The sequence below is a fragment of the Arthrobacter sp. KKT183 genome (genome assembly GCF_055657625.1).
In genome coordinates this window covers 1416365-1435667 of record NZ_CM145770.1, presented here as the reverse complement: position 1 = coordinate 1435667, position 19303 = coordinate 1416365, and the positions used below count along the sequence as shown (strand labels likewise).

Annotated in this window: 15 protein-coding genes; 5 read left to right on the top strand and 10 right to left on the bottom strand. The window is 64.7% G+C overall.

Annotated elements, in window-relative coordinates:
* Positions 1 to 66 precede the first annotated feature (66 nt).
* Positions 67 to 3444, bottom strand: a complete 3378-nt coding sequence (locus ACZ2GY_RS06725) for an Rne/Rng family ribonuclease (protein ID WP_346028344.1) — start codon at positions 3442 to 3444, stop codon at positions 67 to 69.
* A 412-nt stretch (positions 3445 to 3856) separates the two neighbouring features.
* Between ACZ2GY_RS06725 and ACZ2GY_RS06720 the strand changes: the two genes are divergently transcribed.
* Entirely contained in the window at positions 3857 to 4486 is a 630-nt protein-coding gene (locus ACZ2GY_RS06720) for a vitamin K epoxide reductase family protein (RefSeq protein ID WP_277359709.1), read from the top strand.
* 15 nt (positions 4487 to 4501) lie between these two features.
* On the opposite strand, the gene dxs is transcribed toward ACZ2GY_RS06720, so the two are convergent.
* The 4 genes from dxs to ACZ2GY_RS06700 all read right to left on the bottom strand — a co-directional run bounded on the left by dxs (position 4502) and on the right by ACZ2GY_RS06700 (position 12892).
* Positions 4502 to 6475, bottom strand: coding sequence for a 1-deoxy-D-xylulose-5-phosphate synthase (gene dxs, locus ACZ2GY_RS06715; RefSeq protein WP_471673337.1), 1974 nt, complete (start codon positions 6473 to 6475; stop codon positions 4502 to 4504).
* A 175-nt stretch (positions 6476 to 6650) separates the two neighbouring features.
* Positions 6651 to 9446, bottom strand: a complete 2796-nt coding sequence (gene acnA / locus ACZ2GY_RS06710) for an aconitate hydratase AcnA (RefSeq protein WP_277359711.1) — start codon at positions 9444 to 9446, stop codon at positions 6651 to 6653.
* A 171-nt stretch (positions 9447 to 9617) separates the two neighbouring features.
* Positions 9618 to 10919, bottom strand: a complete 1302-nt coding sequence (locus ACZ2GY_RS06705) for a class I SAM-dependent RNA methyltransferase (RefSeq protein ID WP_471673336.1) — start codon at positions 10917 to 10919, stop codon at positions 9618 to 9620.
* Complete coding sequence (locus ACZ2GY_RS06700) at positions 10916 to 12892, bottom strand: APC family permease (RefSeq protein ID WP_471673335.1); 1977 nt, start codon at positions 12890 to 12892, stop codon at positions 10916 to 10918. The genes ACZ2GY_RS06705 and ACZ2GY_RS06700 overlap by 4 nt, the downstream gene beginning before the upstream one ends.
* 93 nt (positions 12893 to 12985) lie before the next feature.
* On the opposite strand from ACZ2GY_RS06700, the gene ACZ2GY_RS06695 reads away from it, so the two are divergent.
* A complete protein-coding gene (locus ACZ2GY_RS06695) occupies positions 12986 to 13660 on the top strand; it encodes a potassium channel family protein (RefSeq protein ID WP_056547271.1) in 675 nt (224 codons plus the stop codon).
* Positions 13657 to 14319, top strand: coding sequence for a potassium channel family protein (locus ACZ2GY_RS06690; RefSeq protein WP_056547268.1), 663 nt, complete (start codon positions 13657 to 13659; stop codon positions 14317 to 14319). The genes ACZ2GY_RS06695 and ACZ2GY_RS06690 overlap by 4 nt, the downstream gene beginning before the upstream one ends.
* Positions 14320 to 14329: 10 nt before the next feature.
* Here the strand turns inward: ACZ2GY_RS06690 and ACZ2GY_RS06685 are convergent, their stop codons facing one another.
* The 4 genes from ACZ2GY_RS06685 to dut are packed head-to-tail and all read right to left on the bottom strand — an operon-like array spanning position 14330 to position 16718.
* Positions 14330 to 15067 (bottom strand): DUF3159 domain-containing protein, encoded by a 738-nt coding sequence (locus tag ACZ2GY_RS06685; protein ID WP_404800757.1) that lies wholly within the window; start codon positions 15065 to 15067, stop codon positions 14330 to 14332.
* Complete coding sequence (locus ACZ2GY_RS06680) at positions 15064 to 15417, bottom strand: hypothetical protein (protein ID WP_471673334.1); 354 nt, start codon at positions 15415 to 15417, stop codon at positions 15064 to 15066. The genes ACZ2GY_RS06685 and ACZ2GY_RS06680 overlap by 4 nt, the downstream gene beginning before the upstream one ends.
* Positions 15410 to 16183, bottom strand: coding sequence for a DUF3710 domain-containing protein (locus tag ACZ2GY_RS06675; protein WP_471673333.1), 774 nt, complete (start codon positions 16181 to 16183; stop codon positions 15410 to 15412). The genes ACZ2GY_RS06680 and ACZ2GY_RS06675 overlap by 8 nt, the downstream gene beginning before the upstream one ends.
* 55 nt (positions 16184 to 16238) lie before the next feature.
* The gene (gene dut, locus ACZ2GY_RS06670) at positions 16239 to 16718 is read right to left on the bottom strand and encodes a dUTP diphosphatase (protein WP_056547259.1); all 480 of its coding nucleotides are present in this window, start codon (positions 16716 to 16718) and stop codon (positions 16239 to 16241) included.
* Positions 16719 to 16913: 195 nt separating this feature from the next.
* Here dut and ACZ2GY_RS06665 point away from each other — a divergent pair, with 195 nt between their 5' ends.
* On the top strand, positions 16914 to 17384 hold the full coding sequence (locus ACZ2GY_RS06665; protein WP_056547256.1) for a DUF3093 domain-containing protein: 471 nt from the start codon (positions 16914 to 16916) through the stop codon (positions 17382 to 17384).
* 51 nt (positions 17385 to 17435) lie between these two features.
* Here the strand turns inward: ACZ2GY_RS06665 and ACZ2GY_RS06660 are convergent, their stop codons facing one another.
* A complete protein-coding gene (locus ACZ2GY_RS06660) occupies positions 17436 to 17735 on the bottom strand; it encodes a DUF4193 domain-containing protein (protein ID WP_056547253.1) in 300 nt (99 codons plus the stop codon).
* Positions 17736 to 18011: 276 nt separating this feature from the next.
* Here ACZ2GY_RS06660 and sepH point away from each other — a divergent pair, with 276 nt between their 5' ends.
* Complete coding sequence (sepH, locus tag ACZ2GY_RS06655; protein WP_471673332.1) at positions 18012 to 19298, top strand: septation protein SepH; 1287 nt, start codon at positions 18012 to 18014, stop codon at positions 19296 to 19298.
* Positions 19299 to 19303 lie beyond the last annotated feature (5 nt).

Genomic DNA, 19303 nt, shown 5'->3' with positions numbered 1-19303 from the left:
CGCCCGCAATCAGAACACGCCGCCCCCTTCAGACCGGGAACGGCGCGTTCCGTCGAGCGACGATTGCTACAGCTCGGAGGCCGGCACCCCGACTCCCAGGATCATGGGCTCGTCCGACTGCTGCGGTTTGGGCGCAGCTTTGCCGGCACGTGCAACATACTGTGTTCCGGCTGCCGGTGCGTCCGCCACGGTAGCGGCACGCTCGATCGTGGCGTTCTCAGCCGAGCCCTGGGCGCTGCTGGCGGCTCGGTGCCGCCGCTTACGGTGACCGGACGATGGGGCCGCACCGGAGCCGTCCGCGGACATGCCCTGCCTCGCCGCCTCCTGGCCCGCCGGGGCCCGATGCGCCGGTTCGTCCTCCGCAGGCGCCATGGTCCCGCTGGCCGGGCTCGCAGGATCCTCGCGCGCCGGGCTGCCGGAATCCGCCCCACCCGCCGTAGGGAAGCGGTTGAAGGCCTCCGTCAGACTCTCCAGGGTCAGGGCCGGCTCCGGACGGACGGAAGCAGGCGCGTTCTCCGCTTTGGGGAGCGTCACCTGCTCCCCATTGATCGTCAGCACAGCGGCCGACGACGGCGCTTCCGCCACCGGCGAGACTCCTTGCCCGTGATCGTGCTCATGCGCCGCATGAGTGGCAGCGGCGATGCTGGCCAGGGCAGCCCGCGCGGCTTCGGCACGAGCCTGGCGTTCGGCGTCGTCGGCCCTCGGTTCCGGCGGGGAAACGTGCTCCTCCTCCACCGGCGGAGTCTTCGCCCGGCGCTTGCGTTCGCTGCGGGACATCTTCTCCTGGCGCAGGTGCTGCTGGTGGTTCTCCGTCGACACAGCGTGCCTGCGGTGCTCAACCGGTTCGTCATGGGTGACGACACCGCGACCCGCACAGTGCTCGCAGTTCTCGCCGAACACCTCCAGCAGCCCGGTTCCCATCCGCTTGCGGGTCATTTGGACGAGGCCCAGCGAGGTGACCTCAGCGACCTGATGCTTGGTCCGGTCCCGTCCGAGGCATTCGACGAGCCGCCGCAGCACGAGGTCGCGGTTCGCCTCGAGCACCATGTCGATGAAGTCGATGACGATGATGCCGCCGATGTCGCGCAGGCGAAGCTGCCGGACGACTTCCTCAGCCGCTTCAAGGTTGTTCTTGGTGACGGTTTCCTCGAGATTGCCGCCGCTGCCGGTGAACTTGCCTGTGTTCACATCGACCACGGTCATGGCTTCGGTCCGGTCGATCACCAGCGAGCCGCCGGAAGGCAGGAACACCTTGCGGTCCAGTGCCTTGTGGATCTGCTCGTCGATGCGCCGGGCAGTGAAGATGTCCTCGTCCTTCGTCCACTTCTCGAGCCTGCCCACGAGATCCGGGGCGACGTACATGACGTACGCCTCTATTGTGTCCCAGGCTTCCTCGCCGGAGACGATCAACTTGGAGAAGTCCTCGTTGAAGACGTCCCGGACCACCTTGATGGTCAGGTCCGGTTCACCGTAGAGCAGTTCCGGCGCGAGCGTCTTGGTTGACTTCGCCTTGCCCTCAATTGTCTCCCACTGGGAGCGGAGGCGGTTGATGTCGTGGGTCAGTTCCTCTTCGCTGGCTCCCTCTGCCGCGGTGCGCACGATGACGCCTGCGTTCTCCGGGAGCCGGTCCTTGAGGATCCGCTTGAGGCGATTGCGCTCAACGTCGGGAAGCTTGCGGGAGATTCCGGTCATGGAGCCGCCCGGCACGTACACCAGGTACCGCCCGGGAAGGGAGATCTGGCTGGTCAGCCGTGCGCCCTTGTGGCCCACCGGATCCTTGGTGACCTGCACCAGCACCGGGTCGCCCGACTTCAGCGCAAGCTCGATGCGGCGCGGCTGGCCGTCCAGTCCGGCCGCGTCCCAGTTGACCTCGCCGGCATACAGTACGGCGTTGCGTCCCCGCCCGATATCGATGAAGGCAGCTTCCATGCTGGGCAGGACGTTCTGGACCTTGCCGAGGTAGACGTTCCCGATCAACGAATCCTGCTGGGTCTTGGACACGAAGTGCTCCGCGAGCACTCCGTCCTCCATGACACCGATCTGGATCCTGTCGTCGCGCTGGCGGACCACCATCTGGCGGTCAACGGATTCACGACGTGCAAGGAACTCCGCCTCGGTGATGACCTGGCGGCGCCTGCCCGAATCCCTCGACTCACGACGGCGCTGCTTCTTGGCTTCCAGCCGGGTGGATCCCTTCACGCTGGTCACCTGGTCCGACGGCGCTTCCTGGCTCTGCCGCGGCGCACGGACACGCGTGATCGTGTTCGGCGGATCATCATCCTGCCCGCCGGTAAGTTCGAGGTCCTCATCACCGCGGCGGCGGCGACGGCGACGGCGGGAGGTCACCGGCTCGCTCTCCTCACCGGATTCCGCCGGCCCCTGGTTCCGGGCCTCCGGCCCGGATTCGGAGGCCTCAGACTCCGTCGCCCGGCTGCGGCTCCTGCTGCGCCTGCTCCGGCGGCGTCCGCGCCCGTCGTCGTCGCCCTCGGTATTGTCTTCGGCGTCTTCGGTAACAGCCTTCGGAGCGGTCTTCGGCGGCGTCCGCGGCACAACCGCGGTGAGGTCCGGAGCGTGGAAGAGCAGGGATACCGGCGAATCCGGAACGGCGAAGGGGTCCAGGCCGGCACGGTCATCCGCTTCGGCGCCCCCGGAAGCGACGTCCTCGTCGGCCGCAGCGTCTGGTGCCGGCGCAGCCTCCGGTGCGCCGGCAGCAGTCTGAGCGTCCTGGCTTACGCCCGTTCCAGCGCTCCCGGAATCGGCGAAGTCATCTGCAGGCCCCGCGCTGCGTGTTGCTCGACGGCTGCGCGTCGGGCGGGATCGGCGGGGAGCTTCTTCGGCCGCCGGCACTTCGGGAGCACCGGCAGACTGAACATCCGGCGCAACAGTTTCCGTGGCAGCAGGCTCAACTGCTGCTGGGGGTTCTACTGCCGACCCTCCGGTAGCACCCTCCACGGTGGCTGCCTTCGTTGCCACACGACGACGGCGGACGGGCCGCTCCGGCGAGGAACCGGCCTCATCCGGCGCCTCCGCTGAGGCCGCGGACGGCTCAGGACTCACATCGGTCGCGGATTTGCGGGTACGCCGGGTGCGCGCGGGCTTCTTTTCTGCTGCGGGTGCATCGCTCGAAAACTGGCCCTCTTCGACGACAGCTTCGCCGGTCGGGGCGTCAGTAGAAGTTCCGGAAGCACCGGCGTTTGAACCGACCGACGGCGGCTGGGATGGGGACTCGGGCAGGCTGACCTCAGGCTGTGACGCCCGCCGGGAAGTCCGGCGGCGCGCGGGTTGCGCGGCCTCTTCACCGTCAGCGGCCGCCGGTACGGCTTCCGGAGGCTCAGCTACGTCCTCATTTTTCCTGCGGCGGGTACGCGGCGCCTTGAGCGCCGGCGCTTCCTGCTCAGCTGTGTCCGTCAGGACCTCTGAGGTGTCTGATGCGTTTGTATCCATATTCGGCTGTGCTCCACCCCCGCGAACGGCGTCCACATTCCGTCGCCGCGAGGCGCTTGGTCGGGTGTCCGCGGCGTGAGTGCACGCGCCACCCGGAAGTCGTTATTGTGTCGTTCGAGGTCGCGCCAACCATGGGGCGCGGCATCACTCGAAGACCAGTGGCGCTTTTCCTGCCCGATCGCTGAAAACCAGCGCGGGTCCTGCCCGGCGGATTCTGCGGGGTTCACCATGAAGTGCCAAATCCGCAGGAGCGTCGCCGGCAGAACCGGAAGCCTGTCACTGGACCGGCACCGGAATGTGGTTCCCGCACCAGCCACGTTCATTGTCTCACACGCCCATCACCACCGCCTGTACCGGCCGCTAGACTCGCTGGTGGCAAACAAGCCGGCACAGCGATACCGAGGAGGGGCGCATGCCCGAGGACGCCCGGACAGAGCCGGCGGGTTGGAGCGGAAGCACTCAACCTGCGTTGGCCGGCGACCGCGGTATGGCGTGGTTGATGGCCGTGTGCGGCGTCGTCGGCTTTCTGGCCTCGGGGCAACTGGTCCTGGAACGGATCGCGCTGTACGAGAATCCGAACTACGTGACGTCCTGCGACATCAGCCCGTTTGTCTCCTGCGGCGAGGTGTTCCGCACCTGGCAGGCGGCGTTGTTCGGGTTTCCCAATCCGCTGATCGGCCTTGTTGCCTTCACGATCATCCTCACGACGGCGATGGTCCTGTTCTCGGGTGCGCGTCCGGCCCGCTGGTACTGGCGCGGCCTGCAGATCGGAGTCAGCCTCGGGTTCATTTTTGTCGTCTGGCTTTGGAGCCAGGCGCTGTTCGTGATCCACATCCTGTGCCTGTACTGTATGGCGGTGTGGGCAGTTCTGATCGTCCTGACTGTCCTGCTGACGGCGCGGAACATCATCCGTGGAGATCTTCCGGCGCCCGGAGGCATACGGCGGTTCCTTGCCGAATGGGCCTGGCCGCTCACCGTGCTGCTGCTCGTAGCGACCGCGGCCTCTGTGTTCTTCAGTTTTTCCCGGGCATTCCTCGGCTGAGCTGTGTCCGGCGGGTTAGAGCTTAGGCAGCTGACCCGTGGCCGAAGGCACCTCACCGGGCAACGGACGCGCCACGGGCACCTTGGTTCCGAGCACCTGCTCCACTGTGTCCTGTGCAACCTTCCGGGCAGTCAGCCCGACACGCTCCAGAACCTCGCTGCGTGAGCCATGGTCAAGGAATTCCACCGGCAGGCCAACCTCGTTGAGTGCCGTATCCACGCCGGCAGAGCGCATCTCCTGCCGAATGCGCGATCCGACGCCGCCGGCACGCACCCCGTCCTCGATGACCACAACGATGCGGTGCTCGGCAGCAAGCTCAATGACTGAACGGGCCACCGGCAATACCCACCGCGGATCGATGACGGTGGAACTGATCCCCTGGGCCCCCAACCGGTTGGATACATCAAGCGCGAGTTCGCTCATGGCTCCGACGCTGACAATCAGGACATCATTCTGGCGGGAACCGGCCGGTCTGCGGCAAAGGACGTCCACCCCGTCGGAGAGCCGTTCAACAGCCTCAACCTCGACACCGACGTTACCCTTCGAGTAACGCACCACCGAGGGTGCATCGCCGATGGCCACCGCCTCGCGGAGTTCCTCCCGAAGCCGGGTGGCATCACGCGGCGCCGCCAGATGCAGCCCCGGTACGATCTGCAGCATCGAGAGATCCCACATACCATGGTGGCTCGCGCCGTCCGGCCCGGTAACTCCGGAGCGGTCCAGCACAATGGTCACGCCCGCCTTATGGAGGGCGACATCCATCAGAAGCTGATCGAAAGCACGGTTCAGGAAGGTGGCGTACAGCCCGATCACCGGATGGAGGCCGCCAAAAGCCATGCCGGCTGCACTGGTGAGAGCATGCTGTTCCGCAATGCCGACGTCGAACACCCGGTCCGGGTGGTTCGCGGCAAACTTGTGGAGCCCGACCGGAATGAGCATGGCGCCGGTAATGCCGACGATGTCCTGCCGCTCATCGGCTATGGCCGCAATTTCCTCGGCGAAAACCGAGGTCCATGACTGTACTCCCCCGGCGCCGATCGGCTCGCCGGTTTCAGGATCAATGATTCCGACGGCGTGGAACTGGTCCGCTTCATCGGCACGTGCGGGCGCGTAGCCGTGGCCTTTCTCGGTAATGGCATGGACGATGACCGGACCACCATAGTTTTTGGCCTGGGTCAGTGCGTGCTCTACCGCAGCGAGGTCATGACCGTTGATGGGGCCAATGTATTTCATGCCCAGATCCTCGAAGAGGCCCTGGGGCGCCCACCAGTCCTTCACGCCCTTCTTGGTGGCGTGCAGGCTCTTGTAGGCGAAGCGGCCCACTGTACCGCCGTTCTGCAGCTTGCGCTTCCACCAGTCGAGGGTGCCCTCATACACGCGGTGGGTACGCACCGTGTCAAGGGTTGGCCGCAGCGAGGCGAGGTAGTCAGCAACCCCGCCGATTGTGGGTGCGTAGGAGCGACCGTTGTCATTGACGACAATCACGACCCGGCGCCGCTGGTCAGCGGCGATGTTGTTGATCGCTTCCCAGGCCATTCCGCCGGTCAGGGCGCCGTCGCCGATCAGAACAACGGCAGTGCGATCCTCCTCGCCGTTCAACACGCGCGCCCGCGAGATGCCATCCGCCCATGAAAGCGACGCCGAGGCGTGCGAGCTTTCAACGACGTCGTGGACTGATTCAGCACGGGAAGGATAGCCCGAGAGCCCGCCCTGCTGGCGCAGGGAATCAAAATTCTGACGTCCGGTCAGGAGTTTGTGCACATAGGACTGGTGCCCGGTGTCAAAAACAATGCTGTCGCGAGGGGAGTCAAACACCCGATGAATGCCGATTGTCAGCTCAACAACGCCCAGGTTGGGACCCAGATGGCCGCCGGTTCGCGACACGGTACGGATGAGGAAGGCACGTATCTCCGCTGCCAGGCGGGAAAGCTGCTGTCCTGACAACCTGGTGAGGTCCTGTGGGCTGTGGATGGTCTCCAGGAGTCCCATCGCGCCTCCTTCTGCTACTTGTGATTCACGGCACCGGTGCGTTCTCACACGCTGTTAACTCTAACGCGGCCTGCCGCCCAGCCGTGCCCGCGGCCGTCGCGCGCCGCCGGTGCAACACAAAACACGCCGCTCCCAATACCGGGAACGGCGTGTTTTGCATGGACGGGGGGCTCGGTCAGGACGCTGCTGCCAACTGGCGCAGGACGTACTGCAGAATTCCGCCGTTGCGGTAGTAGTCAGCTTCACCCGGCGTGTCGATGCGGAGGACAGCATCGAAGGTGACCGGACTACCGTCCTCTTCCGGAGTGGCGGTCACCTTGACGGTTGCCGGCGAGTTGCCGTTGTTCAGCTCGGTGACGCCCTCAATGGCAAACGTCTCAGTTCCGGTCAGTTTGAGCGTTGCAGCATTTTCACCGGCAGGGAACTGCAGGGGCAGCACACCCATACCGATGAGGTTTGACCGGTGGATACGCTCGTAGCTTTCTGCGATGACGGCCTTGACTCCGAGCAGCGCAGTGCCCTTGGCAGCCCAGTCACGCGATGACCCTGAACCGTATTCCTTGCCCGCGAGGACAACCAGCGGTGTCTCTGCGGCCTGGTAGTTCATCGCGGCATCGTAGATATAGGCCTGCGGTCCGCCGGTCTGCGTGAAGTCGCGGGTGAAGCCACCCTCTACTCCATCGAGCAGCATGTTGCGCAGCCGGATGTTTGCGAAGGTGCCGCGGATCATTACCTCGTGGTTGCCGCGGCGTGATCCGTAGGAGTTGAAGTCCTTACGGGCTACGCCATGCTCGAGGAGGTAACGGCCCGCCGGGCTGTCGGACTTGAACGATCCCGCGGGGCTGATGTGGTCGGTGGTGACGGAATCACCGAGCTTGGCGAGCACGCGGGCTCCCTCAATGTCCGCTACCGGCTCCGGTTGGGCCTGCATGCCCTCGAAGTACGGAGGCTTGCGCACGTAGGTGGAGTCCTCCGCCCAGGCGAAGGTGTCGCCCTCCGGGGTATCGAGCGCCTTCCAGCGGTCATCGCCGTCGAACACTCCCTCGTAGCCCTTTGAGAACATGGCCTCGTCAATCGAGGAATCGATGACCTGCTGCACTTCGGTGGGGCTCGGCCAGATGTCCTGCAGGAAGACGTCGTTGCCTGACTCGTCCTGTCCGAGCGGATCATTCTCGAAGTCGAAGTCCATGGTTCCAGCCAGCGCGTAGGCAATGACCAGCGGCGGCGACGCGAGGTAATTCATCTTGACGTCGGGGTTGATGCGGCCCTCGAAGTTCCGGTTGCCCGAGAGCACTGCAGCAACCGAGAGGTCGTTGTTCTGGATCGCGTTGGAGATTTCCTCCTCAAGCGGACCGGAATTGCCGATGCAGGTGGCGCAGCCGTAGCCCACGATGAAGAAGCCAAGCTTTTCCAGGTACGGAGTCAGCCCGGACTTGTCATAGTAATCGGTGACAACCTTCGAGCCGGGTGCCACGGAAGTTTTCACCCAGGGCTTCGAAGCGAGGCCCTTGTCCACGGCATTCCGGGCGAGCAGCGCCGCGGCCAGCATCACTGACGGGTTCGAGGTGTTGGTGCACGAGGTGATCGACGCGATGCTTACTGCACCGTGGTCGAGGATGAATTCCCGCCCGTCCGCCATATTGACCTTGACCGGCCGGGACGGCCGTCCGTTTGCCGACGCTGCAGCGGAATGCTTGAGCGTGGACGTCATGGCAGGAACGTCTGAGGCCGGGAAAGACTCCTCGAGCGCCTCGTCCAGCGCTGCATCATCAGCGTTACCGGTGTAGTTGTGGATGTCCTTGCGGAACTGCTCCTTGGAGTCCGTCAGGGCGATGCGGTCCTGGGGCCGCTTTGGCCCTGCGATGGAAGGAACAACGGTGGACAGGTCCAACTCGATGTACTCCGAGAAACGGATCTCACGCGAGGGGTCATGCCAGAGGCCCTGTTCCTTGGTGTAGGACTCCACGAGCGCGACACTCTCTTCGGAGCGACCGGTGAGGCGCAGGTACTCGAGCGTGACGTCGTCGATGGGGAACATGGCGGCCGTTGAACCGAATTCCGGGCTCATGTTGCCGATGGTGGCGCGGTTGGCCAGCGGAACCTCTGCAACGCCTTCGCCGTAGAACTCAACAAACTTCCCGACGACGCCATGCTTGCGGAGCATCTCCGTGATGGTCAGAACTACGTCGGTTGCCGTTGCGCCGGCCGGGATTGAGCCGGTGAGCTTGAAGCCGACGACGCGTGGAATCAGCATCGACACGGGCTGGCCAAGCATCGCGGCCTCGGCCTCGATGCCGCCGACGCCCCAGCCCAGCACGCCCAGGCCATTAACCATGGTGGTGTGGGAGTCGGTGCCGACGCAGGTGTCAGGATAGGCACGCAGCGTACCGTCTACCTCGCGGGTCATGACCGTACGCGCCAGGTATTCGATGTTGACCTGGTGCACAATGCCCGTTCCGGGGGGAACAACCTTGAAGTCATCAAAGGCGGTCTGGCCCCAGCGCAGGAACTGGTAACGCTCGCCATTGCGCTCGTATTCAATCTCCATGTTGCGCTCGATCGCCTCGGAATTGCCGAAGACGTCGATCTGCACGGAGTGGTCGATGACCATTTCAGCAGGTGCGAGCGGGTTGACGCGCGCCGGATCTCCGCCGAGCTCCTTGACAGCTTCCCGCATGGTGGCCAGATCCACGACACAGGGCACGCCGGTGAAGTCCTGCATCAGGACGCGCGCCGGAGTGAACTGGATTTCGGTGCTCGGCTGGGCGTCTGCGTCCCAGTCTGCGAGGGCGCGAATGTGATCCGCAGTGATATTTGCGCCGTCCTCGGTGCGCAGCAGGTTCTCGAGCAGAACCTTGAGGCTGTACGGAAGGCTCTCGGCGCCTTCAACTGCATTCAACCGGAAAATCTCATATTCGGCACCGGCGACGTCTAGTACGCCTTTGGAACCGAAGCTGTCCACACTACTCATGTCAGGACTCCTCTCGCCGTCTTCTATCCTTGTTCCGGCGGGCGCGAGCTGCTAGTTAGGAGTACCTAAGACTCCAGCAGGAGCAGGTGTCGGGTTTTCGCGTCGATCATAAGGCCGCGAAGTCCACGCGGAACAACATTTTCATCCTATCGGTATGCAGCTATCGAGCGCTCACTCTCCGCGGAAGACTGCCACCGACTCCATGTGGTGCGTGTGCGGATACAGGTCAAGCACGCGCAGGGATTCAAGGCTCCATCCCGCCGCCGTGAAGTAGGCGGCATCGCGGGCGAAGGAAGCCGGATCGCAGGATACGTACACCACCGACTTTGCGCCGGTTCCGGTCATGGCCCGAACGACCTCCCTGCCTGCACCGGCCCGCGGCGGATCCAGCACGACGGCGTCCAGATGCGGCCGGCGCTCACGCAGCACCTTCTCCACCTTGCCCTGCACGATATCCACGTGGGCACGCCCGTGGAGATTCCTCCGCGCGTCACGGCTCGCTGCCGATGATCCCTCGACGGAGAGGACGGAACCCGCCTCACCGACGCGTTCCGCGAGCGCTGCGGTGAACAATCCCGCTCCGGCATACAAATCCGCCAACCGCAGGCCGGGCGCTGCATCGAGGCCCTCGAGCACCGCCGCTGTCAGGACCGCCGGGGCACTACGGTGGATCTGCCAGAAGCCCTCTCCGGTGACCCGGAAGCTATGGTTTCCAACGGTTTCACGCACCCAGGTCTTACCGCGGAGCTGCGTCAGCGAGCCCGTTTCAGGGTTCCACGCCGCCACCGACGCGCCCTGGATTTCCTCAGCTACCGCCCGGATCCTGCGGTTAGGCCGATCCTGTCGGGTCTTGAGCAGCACCAGCGGCTCATCATCCCCGGACCCCGCGGCGACTTCCACTCCATCCAGGCCGCTGAAGTCCAGGTTCCAGAGCGCCAGGCCATTGATCGCAGGAACGGCCAGCGGCATATCGGCCACCGGAATCAACACGTTCGAGCGGTGCTCATGCATGGCAAGATGCCCGTCTGGATCGACGGCGAAACCCACCCGGGTGCGCCATCCCAGCCCGTCCGGCGCTTCATCGGGAACCGGTTCGACGGTGATGTCGCGCTCGATCTTTCCAAGGCGCACAAGCTGCTCCGAGAAGATTTCACTCTTCAGACGGCGCTGCGCGGACAGGTCGATGTGACCGAATTCCGCGCCTCCCACCGGGCGGGTGCCGCGCAGTCCGGCGAGGCCGGCGTCAGCCAACGGCCATGGGTGGTTCACGCGGTCGGAAGAGGACTGGACCACCTCCGTGGCGTCCGCGCGCCAGAAGCGGGCGTCGTCGTCGTGCTCGGTCAGGCGTGCCTTCACCACCTCTCCGGGCAGCGCGTGGCGCACGAAGATCACCCTGCCCTCGTGCCGGGCAACGCAGTGCCCGCCGTGGGCGGGCGGACCGATGGTTAGTTCGAGTTCTGGGTTCTGGGTCACCTGAGGTCCTGGGATTCGCGGGCGGCGTCGGAGGATGCCAACTGCCATGGCACGCTTGCCACCATAACCCCCGGCTCGAAGTGCAGCCGGGTCTTGATGCGCAGCGCGGTCTGGTTGTGGACCAGCTGCTCCCACCATTTACCGACGACGTATTCCGGGATATAGACCACAATGAGGTCCCGCGGCGAATTCCGCCGCATGGACTTGATGTAGTCCATGATCGGCTGGATGGTGTCCCGGTAGGGCGAGGCGAGGACGGTGATCGGCACCGGGAGCTCGAGCCGGTCCCAGTCCTCGAGCGTGCGGCGGGTCTCTTCGGCGTCGACATCAACCACGATCGCATCAAGTTTTGAGGGGCGGGACGCACGGGCGAAGGCCAGCGCGCGCAGGACCGGCTTGCGCACATGCGACACGAGAATGACGGCGTGGACCCGTGAGGGCAGGGCGCGGGCGGAGGCGGCGTCGTCGATCGCAAGTTCACGCGCCACCTGGTCATAGTGCTTTTTGATGCTGAGCATGACCGCGAAGAGCACCACCATCGCAAGGACTGCGATCCAGGCTCCGAACTCGAATTTGGTCACCAGGACCACCACGAGCACTGCGGCGGTGAGTACAAATCCGATCGAGTTGATGGCGCGGGACTTGTTCATCTGCCGGCGGTGCTTCTTGTCGACGGTGCTGCGCAGTTCCCGGGTCCAGTGCTTGATCAGCGCGAGCTGGGTGGCGGTGAAGGAGACGAAGACGCCGACGATGTACAGCTGCACCAGCTGGGTGACGTCCGCCCGGAAGACAACGATCAGCGCAATGGCCCCGAGACCGAGCGCCATGATGCCGTTGCTGAAGGTGAGCCGGTCGCCGCGGGTACGCAGCTGACGTGGAAGGTATCCATCCTTGGCGAGGATCGATGCCAGCACCGGGAAGCCGTTGAACGCTCCGTGCGCGGCCAGCAGGAGGATGAGCGCAGTCGCTGACACAACCACGATGAACGGCAGGCTTCCGCCGTCGAAGATGGTTCTGGCAAGTTGGCTGATCACCGGGTTCTGGACGTAGGAGCCTCCCACGGGTTCACCACCAAGCAGCAGCTGCTCCGACGGATTCTGCACCACATGCACGCGGGTCGCGTTCGCCAGGTAAATAACCCCCGCCGTCATCGCCGACGCGACCACGCCCAGGACGAGCAGCGTGCTCGCTGCATTGCGGCCGCGCGGCGGTTCGAAACTCGGCACGTTTGCGCTCGGTGCCTCCACGCCGGTCAGCGCAGCCGCGCCCGAGGAGAACGCCCGCAGGATGAGCAGCGCTCCGGCCAGTCCTACCAGACCGCTCTCGAACGCCGGATCCGGAATGATCTCGAAGCGGGCACTCGGCGCCTCCCCCAGCGTCCCGGAGAGCCGCTGCACGATCCCGGCCACGCAGAGCGCGAGGATCGCCGCCATGAAGATATAGGACGGGACGGCCAGGACCCGTGCGTCCCGTGTGAATCCCCGCAGGTTCACAAGCACCAGAACGACGACGGCGCCCGCCGCCAGCGCGCTCTGCGTGCCCGCCAGGGCCGGCGCCAGCGAGATTAGATAGTGCGCGGCGGCGGAGACCGACACCGCCACGGTGAGGACGTAGTCCACCATGAGGGCCGCGGCGACGGTCACGCCGGCCCCGTTGCCCAGATTGCGCCGGGCGATCTCATAATCGCCACCGCCTGAAGGATAGGCGTGCACTGATTGACGGTAGGACGCTATGACCACCAGCAGCACCACGATGACGGCGAGACCCACCCAGGGCGACACAGCAACAGCTGTAACGCCCGCCAGCGCGAGGGTGAGGAGAATCTCGTCCGGCGAGTACGCTGCCGAGGACAGCGCGCTGGTGGAGAACAGCGGCATGGCGATCTTCTTGGGCAGGGTCTCATGCCGGAGCCGGTCATTGCGGAACGGTTTGCCCACCAGCACCCGCTTGACGGCCTCGAAGAATGTCAGCACAGCCCACAGACTAGCGCGTTTGAGCGGCGTCGCCTCTACCGGACCACTACGCTTAGGTCTGACAATCGGGAAGCAGACAACCAGGGGTGGTCAGTGGCGCATTTCGTAATCATGGGTTGCGGCCGGGTGGGAGTCAGCCTTGCGCATACGCTCGACGAGTCCGGGCACAGCGTTGCGATCATCGATCAGGACGACCGCGCGTTCCGCCGGCTGAGGGGCTCATTCGGCGGCCGCAAGGTCACGGGTGTGGGGTTTGACCGCGACACCCTGAAAAACGCCGACATTGAGAACGCCTATGCCTTTGCGGCCGTCTCCAGCGGAGACAATTCGAATATCCTTGCAACCCGGGTTGCCCGGGAGATCTTTCACGTGCCGCACGTCGTCGCCAGGATCTACGATCCCGGACGGGCCGAGATCTACCAGCGGCTGGGAATACCCACGGTGGCGGCGGTCCGGTGGAGCGCCGACCAGGTTCTGCGCCGGATTCTGCCTGAACAGAGCATCAACGGTGACTTCCGTGAATCCTCGGGCAGGCTCATCCTCGGTGAACTCGCACTCCATGACGGTTGGCTCGGCAGGTCTGTGAAGGAAATCGAATCAGCGGCAGGGGTCCGCGTTGCTTACCTCACCCGATTCGGCGAGGGAATGCTGCCGGTCTCCGGGACCAGCTACCAGGAAGGCGATGTAGTCCACGCCATGATGGAAACTGTCGCAACAGACGAAGTGGCTCGGGTACTGTCGAAGCCGCCTCGGGAGGAGCAGGAATGAAGGTTGTCATTGCCGGGGCCGGGAGTGTCGGGTCATCCATCGCGCGCGAACTTCTCTCCAATAACCACGACATCCTGCTGATTGACGAGAAGCCGGAGGTGGTCGGCCGAAGCGGATTGAAGGGCGCGCGCTGGCTGATCGGCGATGCCTGTGAACTCACCACCCTGAAGGACGCCCGGCTGGACGAGGCCGACGTCGTTGTCTCGGCTACCGGTGATGACAAGGTGAATCTGGTGGTTTCCCTCCTCGCGAAGAGCGAGTTCGGGGTAGGGCGCACAGTGGGCCGGGTCAACAACCCGAAGAACGACTGGATGTTCGACGACTCCTGGGGCGTGGATGTAGCGGTGAACACTCCGCGACTGATGACCGCGCTCGTGGAGGAAGCGGTGGAGATCGGCGACCTGGTGCGACTGCTGACGCTACAGACCGGTGTCTCAGCGATTGTGGAGTTCACTGTTCCGCAGGATTCCCCGCTCGTGGGACGGACTCTCGGATCGATTGAACTGCCGGCCGACTGCACGGCCGTGGCGATCCTCCGTGACGATGCCCCCATCACGCCCAGCCCCGATGATGTTGTCGAAGCCGGCGATGAACTGTTCTTCGTCGCTGCAATTGCCGCGGAAGACGCACTGAGAGCAGCTCTACGGCCCGCTTCCTGACAAGCCTGTGTCAGGCCGGGGGATGCTCCTTCTTCACAAGCGCCGGCCGGGAGACGAGCCAGGCGAACCAGAGCCCGAGCGCATAGAGCGGAACTCCCATCGCAACCCGGGCGGTGCCGAGCGCCGCGATATTGTCTGCCAGATACAGCGGCACCTGCACGATGAGCCGCAGCGCGAGCACGGCAACGATCAGCCAGGTGGCCAGCGAGTAGGCCCGGATCCTCGACGCGTTCCTGCGCCACTCGGTTCCCTCTCCCCGGATGAAGCCGAAGAGCAGCCCGGCCAGCGGCCACTTGACCGCAATGGAAACGACCATGCCCACGATATACGCGGCATTGGTGAAAAAACCCGGAAGGAAAAAGTCTTCCGCGTTGCCGGTCCGGTTGGCGACGAACGCGCAGATTCCCACACCAATCAGCCCGGACAGAGCCTGGGTGAGCGGTGTCTTGGTCAGCAATCGAGTGATCGTGAAGACGGCCGAGACGGCAAGGGCAACGATGAGCGAGATCTGCAGGTCCCGCAGGATGGTGAAAACCACCGTGAACAGAAGACCCGGAAGGATGCTCTCGGCCAGACCACGCATACCCCCGATCGACTGGAGGACGTCAATTCGCCCGCTTTCGTCCTGACGAACCCCGGCCTTTGCCGCATACTGGCCGGCAAGCGCACTCATGCTCAAGTCTGGAACCGGTTCCCCGGGATTATCCGAGGCGTCGCCGCCGGTGCGGTCCTCAGCGGGCTGGTTCACAGTGACTCCTCAGGACGGCAGACAATCTCGTACCGCGGGTTGTGGATGGTGGGAATGCCGTCGATGAGGCTGACCATGCCCTCGAAAGCCAGATCGACTCCGGGGTCGATCCCCGGGATGCGGCGCTGACCGATCCAGACAAGCCGGACGCGGGTTCCCGGGGGCGCGGCTTCCGCGGCCGGGGAGGCAGCCCGCTGGGTGTGCAGGGCAATCGTGGCGTCGAACTGCGGCGCGGAGCTGCGTGGCAGAATCCTCACCCGTTCGACGAAGCCGCTGCCGGCGAACCGTCCGCGCGCCGGTAATGGAGCCGGTGCCGCTGCCGGGTTCCCTGGTGCACCCTGGTCAGCCAATGTGAGTGATCTCGGGGCCCCGCCGAAGCGGGTCATCCGGTGTCGCTTTCGGCTGCTCAGGCTGCTTCGGGGCTCCGGCGTCCTTCGGCAGCTTGAGCGGAAGGAGTTCACGCGGAGGCAGCGGATGGTCTCCTCGAACCACAACCACGTTGCGGAAGAGCTGCTCCATGGGCCCGGCGATGGCAGGATCCATGGCAGCGGGGCCGCCGAACACTCCCCGGAGGAACCACCTCGGACCGTCAACGCCGACAAATCTGGCAACGCGGAAACCGGCGCGGCCGTCCGGTGTCTGCGCGGGTAGCTTGGCAATCAGTTCAGTCCCGAACTCGCCCTGCCGCTCCGAGACGGTTCCGCCCTGCGAGCCCACCGAGGCACCAATCTGCTCACGGATTTCATCCCAGAGCCCCTCCGACCGTGGAGCGGCGAAGGCCTGGAGCTGCAGGTTGGAACCATTGATATCCAGCGTCACAGCGATCACGCGTTTGGTCCGTTCCTCAACCTCGAGGCGGAGCTGAAGGTTCTCGGCAGCGGCAATGCGGAGGGCGCCGAGGTCGATGTACCCCGCCGCTGTGTCTTTCTCCGACTCATCGAATGGGCCTGTTGAAGCACGTCCGGGAGTCGGCTCAGCCTGAGCTGGAGCATTCTCTGCACCACGTTCTTCGCGGTCCCCTGCGGTTTCGTCAGGCGAGATCGATGCCGTGTCGTCTTGAGCTGTCTCTGCTGCTTCGCTCTGATGCTGGCTTTTCTTGCGGCGCCCGAAGATCATGATCGGGTTCCTCCTTCGATGGTCATGGGCAGCTGGTCGCTGCCGGTCGGTTGCGTCAGCGTGAGGCTTCTGCGGTCGGAGCGAATCCGCCCGTGGATCCGAAACCGCCGGCTCCGCGCGCTGAGTCCGGAAGGTTCTCCACCGCTACGAATGTCGCCTGCTCCACCTTCTGAATAACCAGCTGGGCGATGCGGTCGCCCCGGCGGAAAGTCAACGGCGTCGACGCATCGGTATTGAGCAGCGTCACGGCAATTTCTCCGCGATAACCGGCGTCTACCGTGCCGGGCGCGTTGACCACAGTGATTCCGTGCCGTGCAGCCAGCCCCGACCGGGGGTGGACGAACGCCGCGTACCCTATCGGCAGTGCGATGCAGACACCGGTAGGAATGAGTGCGCGCTCGCCCGGCTGGAGTTCAAAGTCGATCCTCGTGGACAGGTCGGCGCCGGCGTCACCGGCGTGTGCATAAGCAGGTGGTTCGAGTCCGTCGTCGAGCATTTTGATCTGCACGGATAGAGCTTCCGCGGTATCAAGCATGTCTTCTCCTGCACGATTCTTTGATGGCACGGTTCTTTGGGGGCGGGCACTGCACGCGCTGCTCACCGGCGCGATGCGCCGAAAGCGCGGAATGCGCCGGAGCCCTTTGCTCCTTTTACTCTAGCGCTTCCACCTGCGGGCCAGCGCCTTCGCGCCAGGATGAAAAGCGGTCGGAAAGGTGCTTAGCTAGCTGACATGCCTACAGGATCCGCCGGTGAATCGGTTCTTTACGAAGAGAAGTTGTGGCCGGCACCGTGGATCTGGATGGTGGTGGCCGGCGCAGCCGTCGCCTCGGTGTTCACGTTCATACCGATCAGCATCGAGGCGGGGATTGTTGCCGCCGTCGTTGTTGCGGCCGTATTGACCACCCTGCTGGTGCTGTCCACACCGCGAATTCGGGTAACCGCTGCGGAACTCCAGGTGGGCAAGGCACAGATCGAGCGCCGGTACCTCGGCGACGTCACGGCGTTCACAGGCGCCGACGCCACCGCGCAGCGCGGAACCGAGCTGCATGGGAGGGCCTACCTCTGCATTCGCGGGTGGATCTCGCCCGTCGTCAGGATCACGATCGAGGACGCAGAGGATCCCACGCCGTACTGGTTGACGTCGACGAGGCGGCCGGAGCAGCTCAAAGCCGCGCTGACCGCCCCGGCGCAGGGAGTGTGACGCTTCGGCACGCGACACGAACGGGTGAGAGCATCCGGAAGATAGCGGAAGTCAGCCTTCACAGTCCTTGCAGTAGGCCAACCCGCCCTTTTCCTTCGCAATCTGTGAGCGATGACGCACCAGGAAGCACGAGGCACACGTGAATTCGTCGGCCTGGGCGGGGAGCACGCGCACAAGCAGTTCTTCGCCGGAGAGGTCGGCGCCGGGAAGCTCAAAGCCTTCCGCAGCCTCCGTCTCATCCTCGTCGACAACCGCGGACTGCTTGTCCGTGCGGCGGGACTTCAGCTCTTCAATCGAGTCTTCGCTGACTTCGTCATCAGTCTTCCGCGGCGCATCATAGTCAGTCGCCATAGTTAGTAGTTCACGCTCCGGTGGATGTAAGTGGTCATAGGTGCCATGGTCAAATCCGCGCTACAGGAACGGTGCCGTAAAGCGCAGGAATCCTGTCCGTGTCACAACGCTGAGAGGGCCACTTTTGTGCCCGCACCGCAGAGATTGTTGCTGATCGCTCCCTCAAAAGCCAATCAGAGCACAAGTTCCGCGCCACACCAGGGATGGAGTAGGAGCCAACCCCTTTGAATGGCAGAGTTTCACTGAAAGTAATGTATGTCGGCTGGAGGGTTTTTCATGCAGGAGCTACGGCTGGTAGGCGTGGATGAGGGCGGAGGTCATCTGCTGCTGAGCGGTGAGGGCGGGGCTTCGTTCCGCCTGCCCGTCAACGAGGCGTTGCGGATGGCGAGCTCGAGGCCATCCACACGTCCGGCGGCACGGCAGGAGCCGTCCGCTGATACCGAGCGGCCGGGCGGTGCAGCCAAGCGCCCCTCCCTTGCGCCCCGAGATATTCAGGCGAGGATCCGCAGCGGCGCAACCGCCCAGGACATCGTCGATGAGACGGGCGTCGAACTGCAGCACGTGCTGCGCTACGAAGGCCCGGTCCGCGCCGAACGCGACTACATGGCTCACCTGGCGCAGCGCGTGGAAGTCGCCTCCCCGCTGCCGTCCAATGACGGATACCGCTCCGCGTTCGGCGAAAACCCGGCCCAGCTTGAGGATATGGTGCGCTTCCGGCTGCGCGCCTTCGGAGTGGACCCTGATACAGCGCAATGGGACGCCTGGCGAAAGCCGGATGGTTTGTGGGCGGTCGTGGTCAGGTTCGAGCTGCCCACAGGATCCGCCGCCTCCGTCGGTGAGGAGCCGCCGGCGCAGTGGACGTTCAACCCGTCCCGGCGCGCGGTCCTCAACGCAAACCGCTGGGCGCAGGTCCTGAGCGAGCTTGAGCCGCTGGATGGTCCGCTGCCCTCCCGGAAGCTGAGTGCGGTCGCGGACAGGGTCTTCGATTTTGAAACGGATGCGGCCGTTGACTCTCCTGAAGAGGACGATTCCGACGAACTGCTCGAGGTACTGCGCTCACGCCGAGGGCAGCGGCTGGGTGCGGATGAAGACGGCGATGATGCGCTGGCCCTGATGCTCGCCAAGGGCCACATTCCAGCCGCTCACCCCCGCCAGGGAGCTGACGAGGCAGAGGGCACCGACGATTCCGGCAGCGCTGATCCGACTCCCTTCCCGGGGCTGAGCCTGGCTCCCTCCATTTTTGAAGGCGAAAACTCCGAAGACCACACGTACGACGACGGCACTCCCCGTCTTTTCGAAGGCGTCAGCACCGACACGCGTGAAGTAAGCGTCATCGCGAGGCCGCAGCGCTTCGCCCGCGACACAGACGAGGCTGCGGTTCCGCGGTCCGAGAGCAGGGGGTCGGACCGCCGCTCGGAAGGTTCACCGGAACGAGTTCCGGAATCGGAACCGGACGATGCTCCAGCCAAAGCAACTGATCAGAACGCTGACCGGAAACTGAAGCCCCGGCGTTCCAGCGTGCCCAGCTGGGACGAGATCGTGTTCGGGACCAAGGGCGACTAACAGTC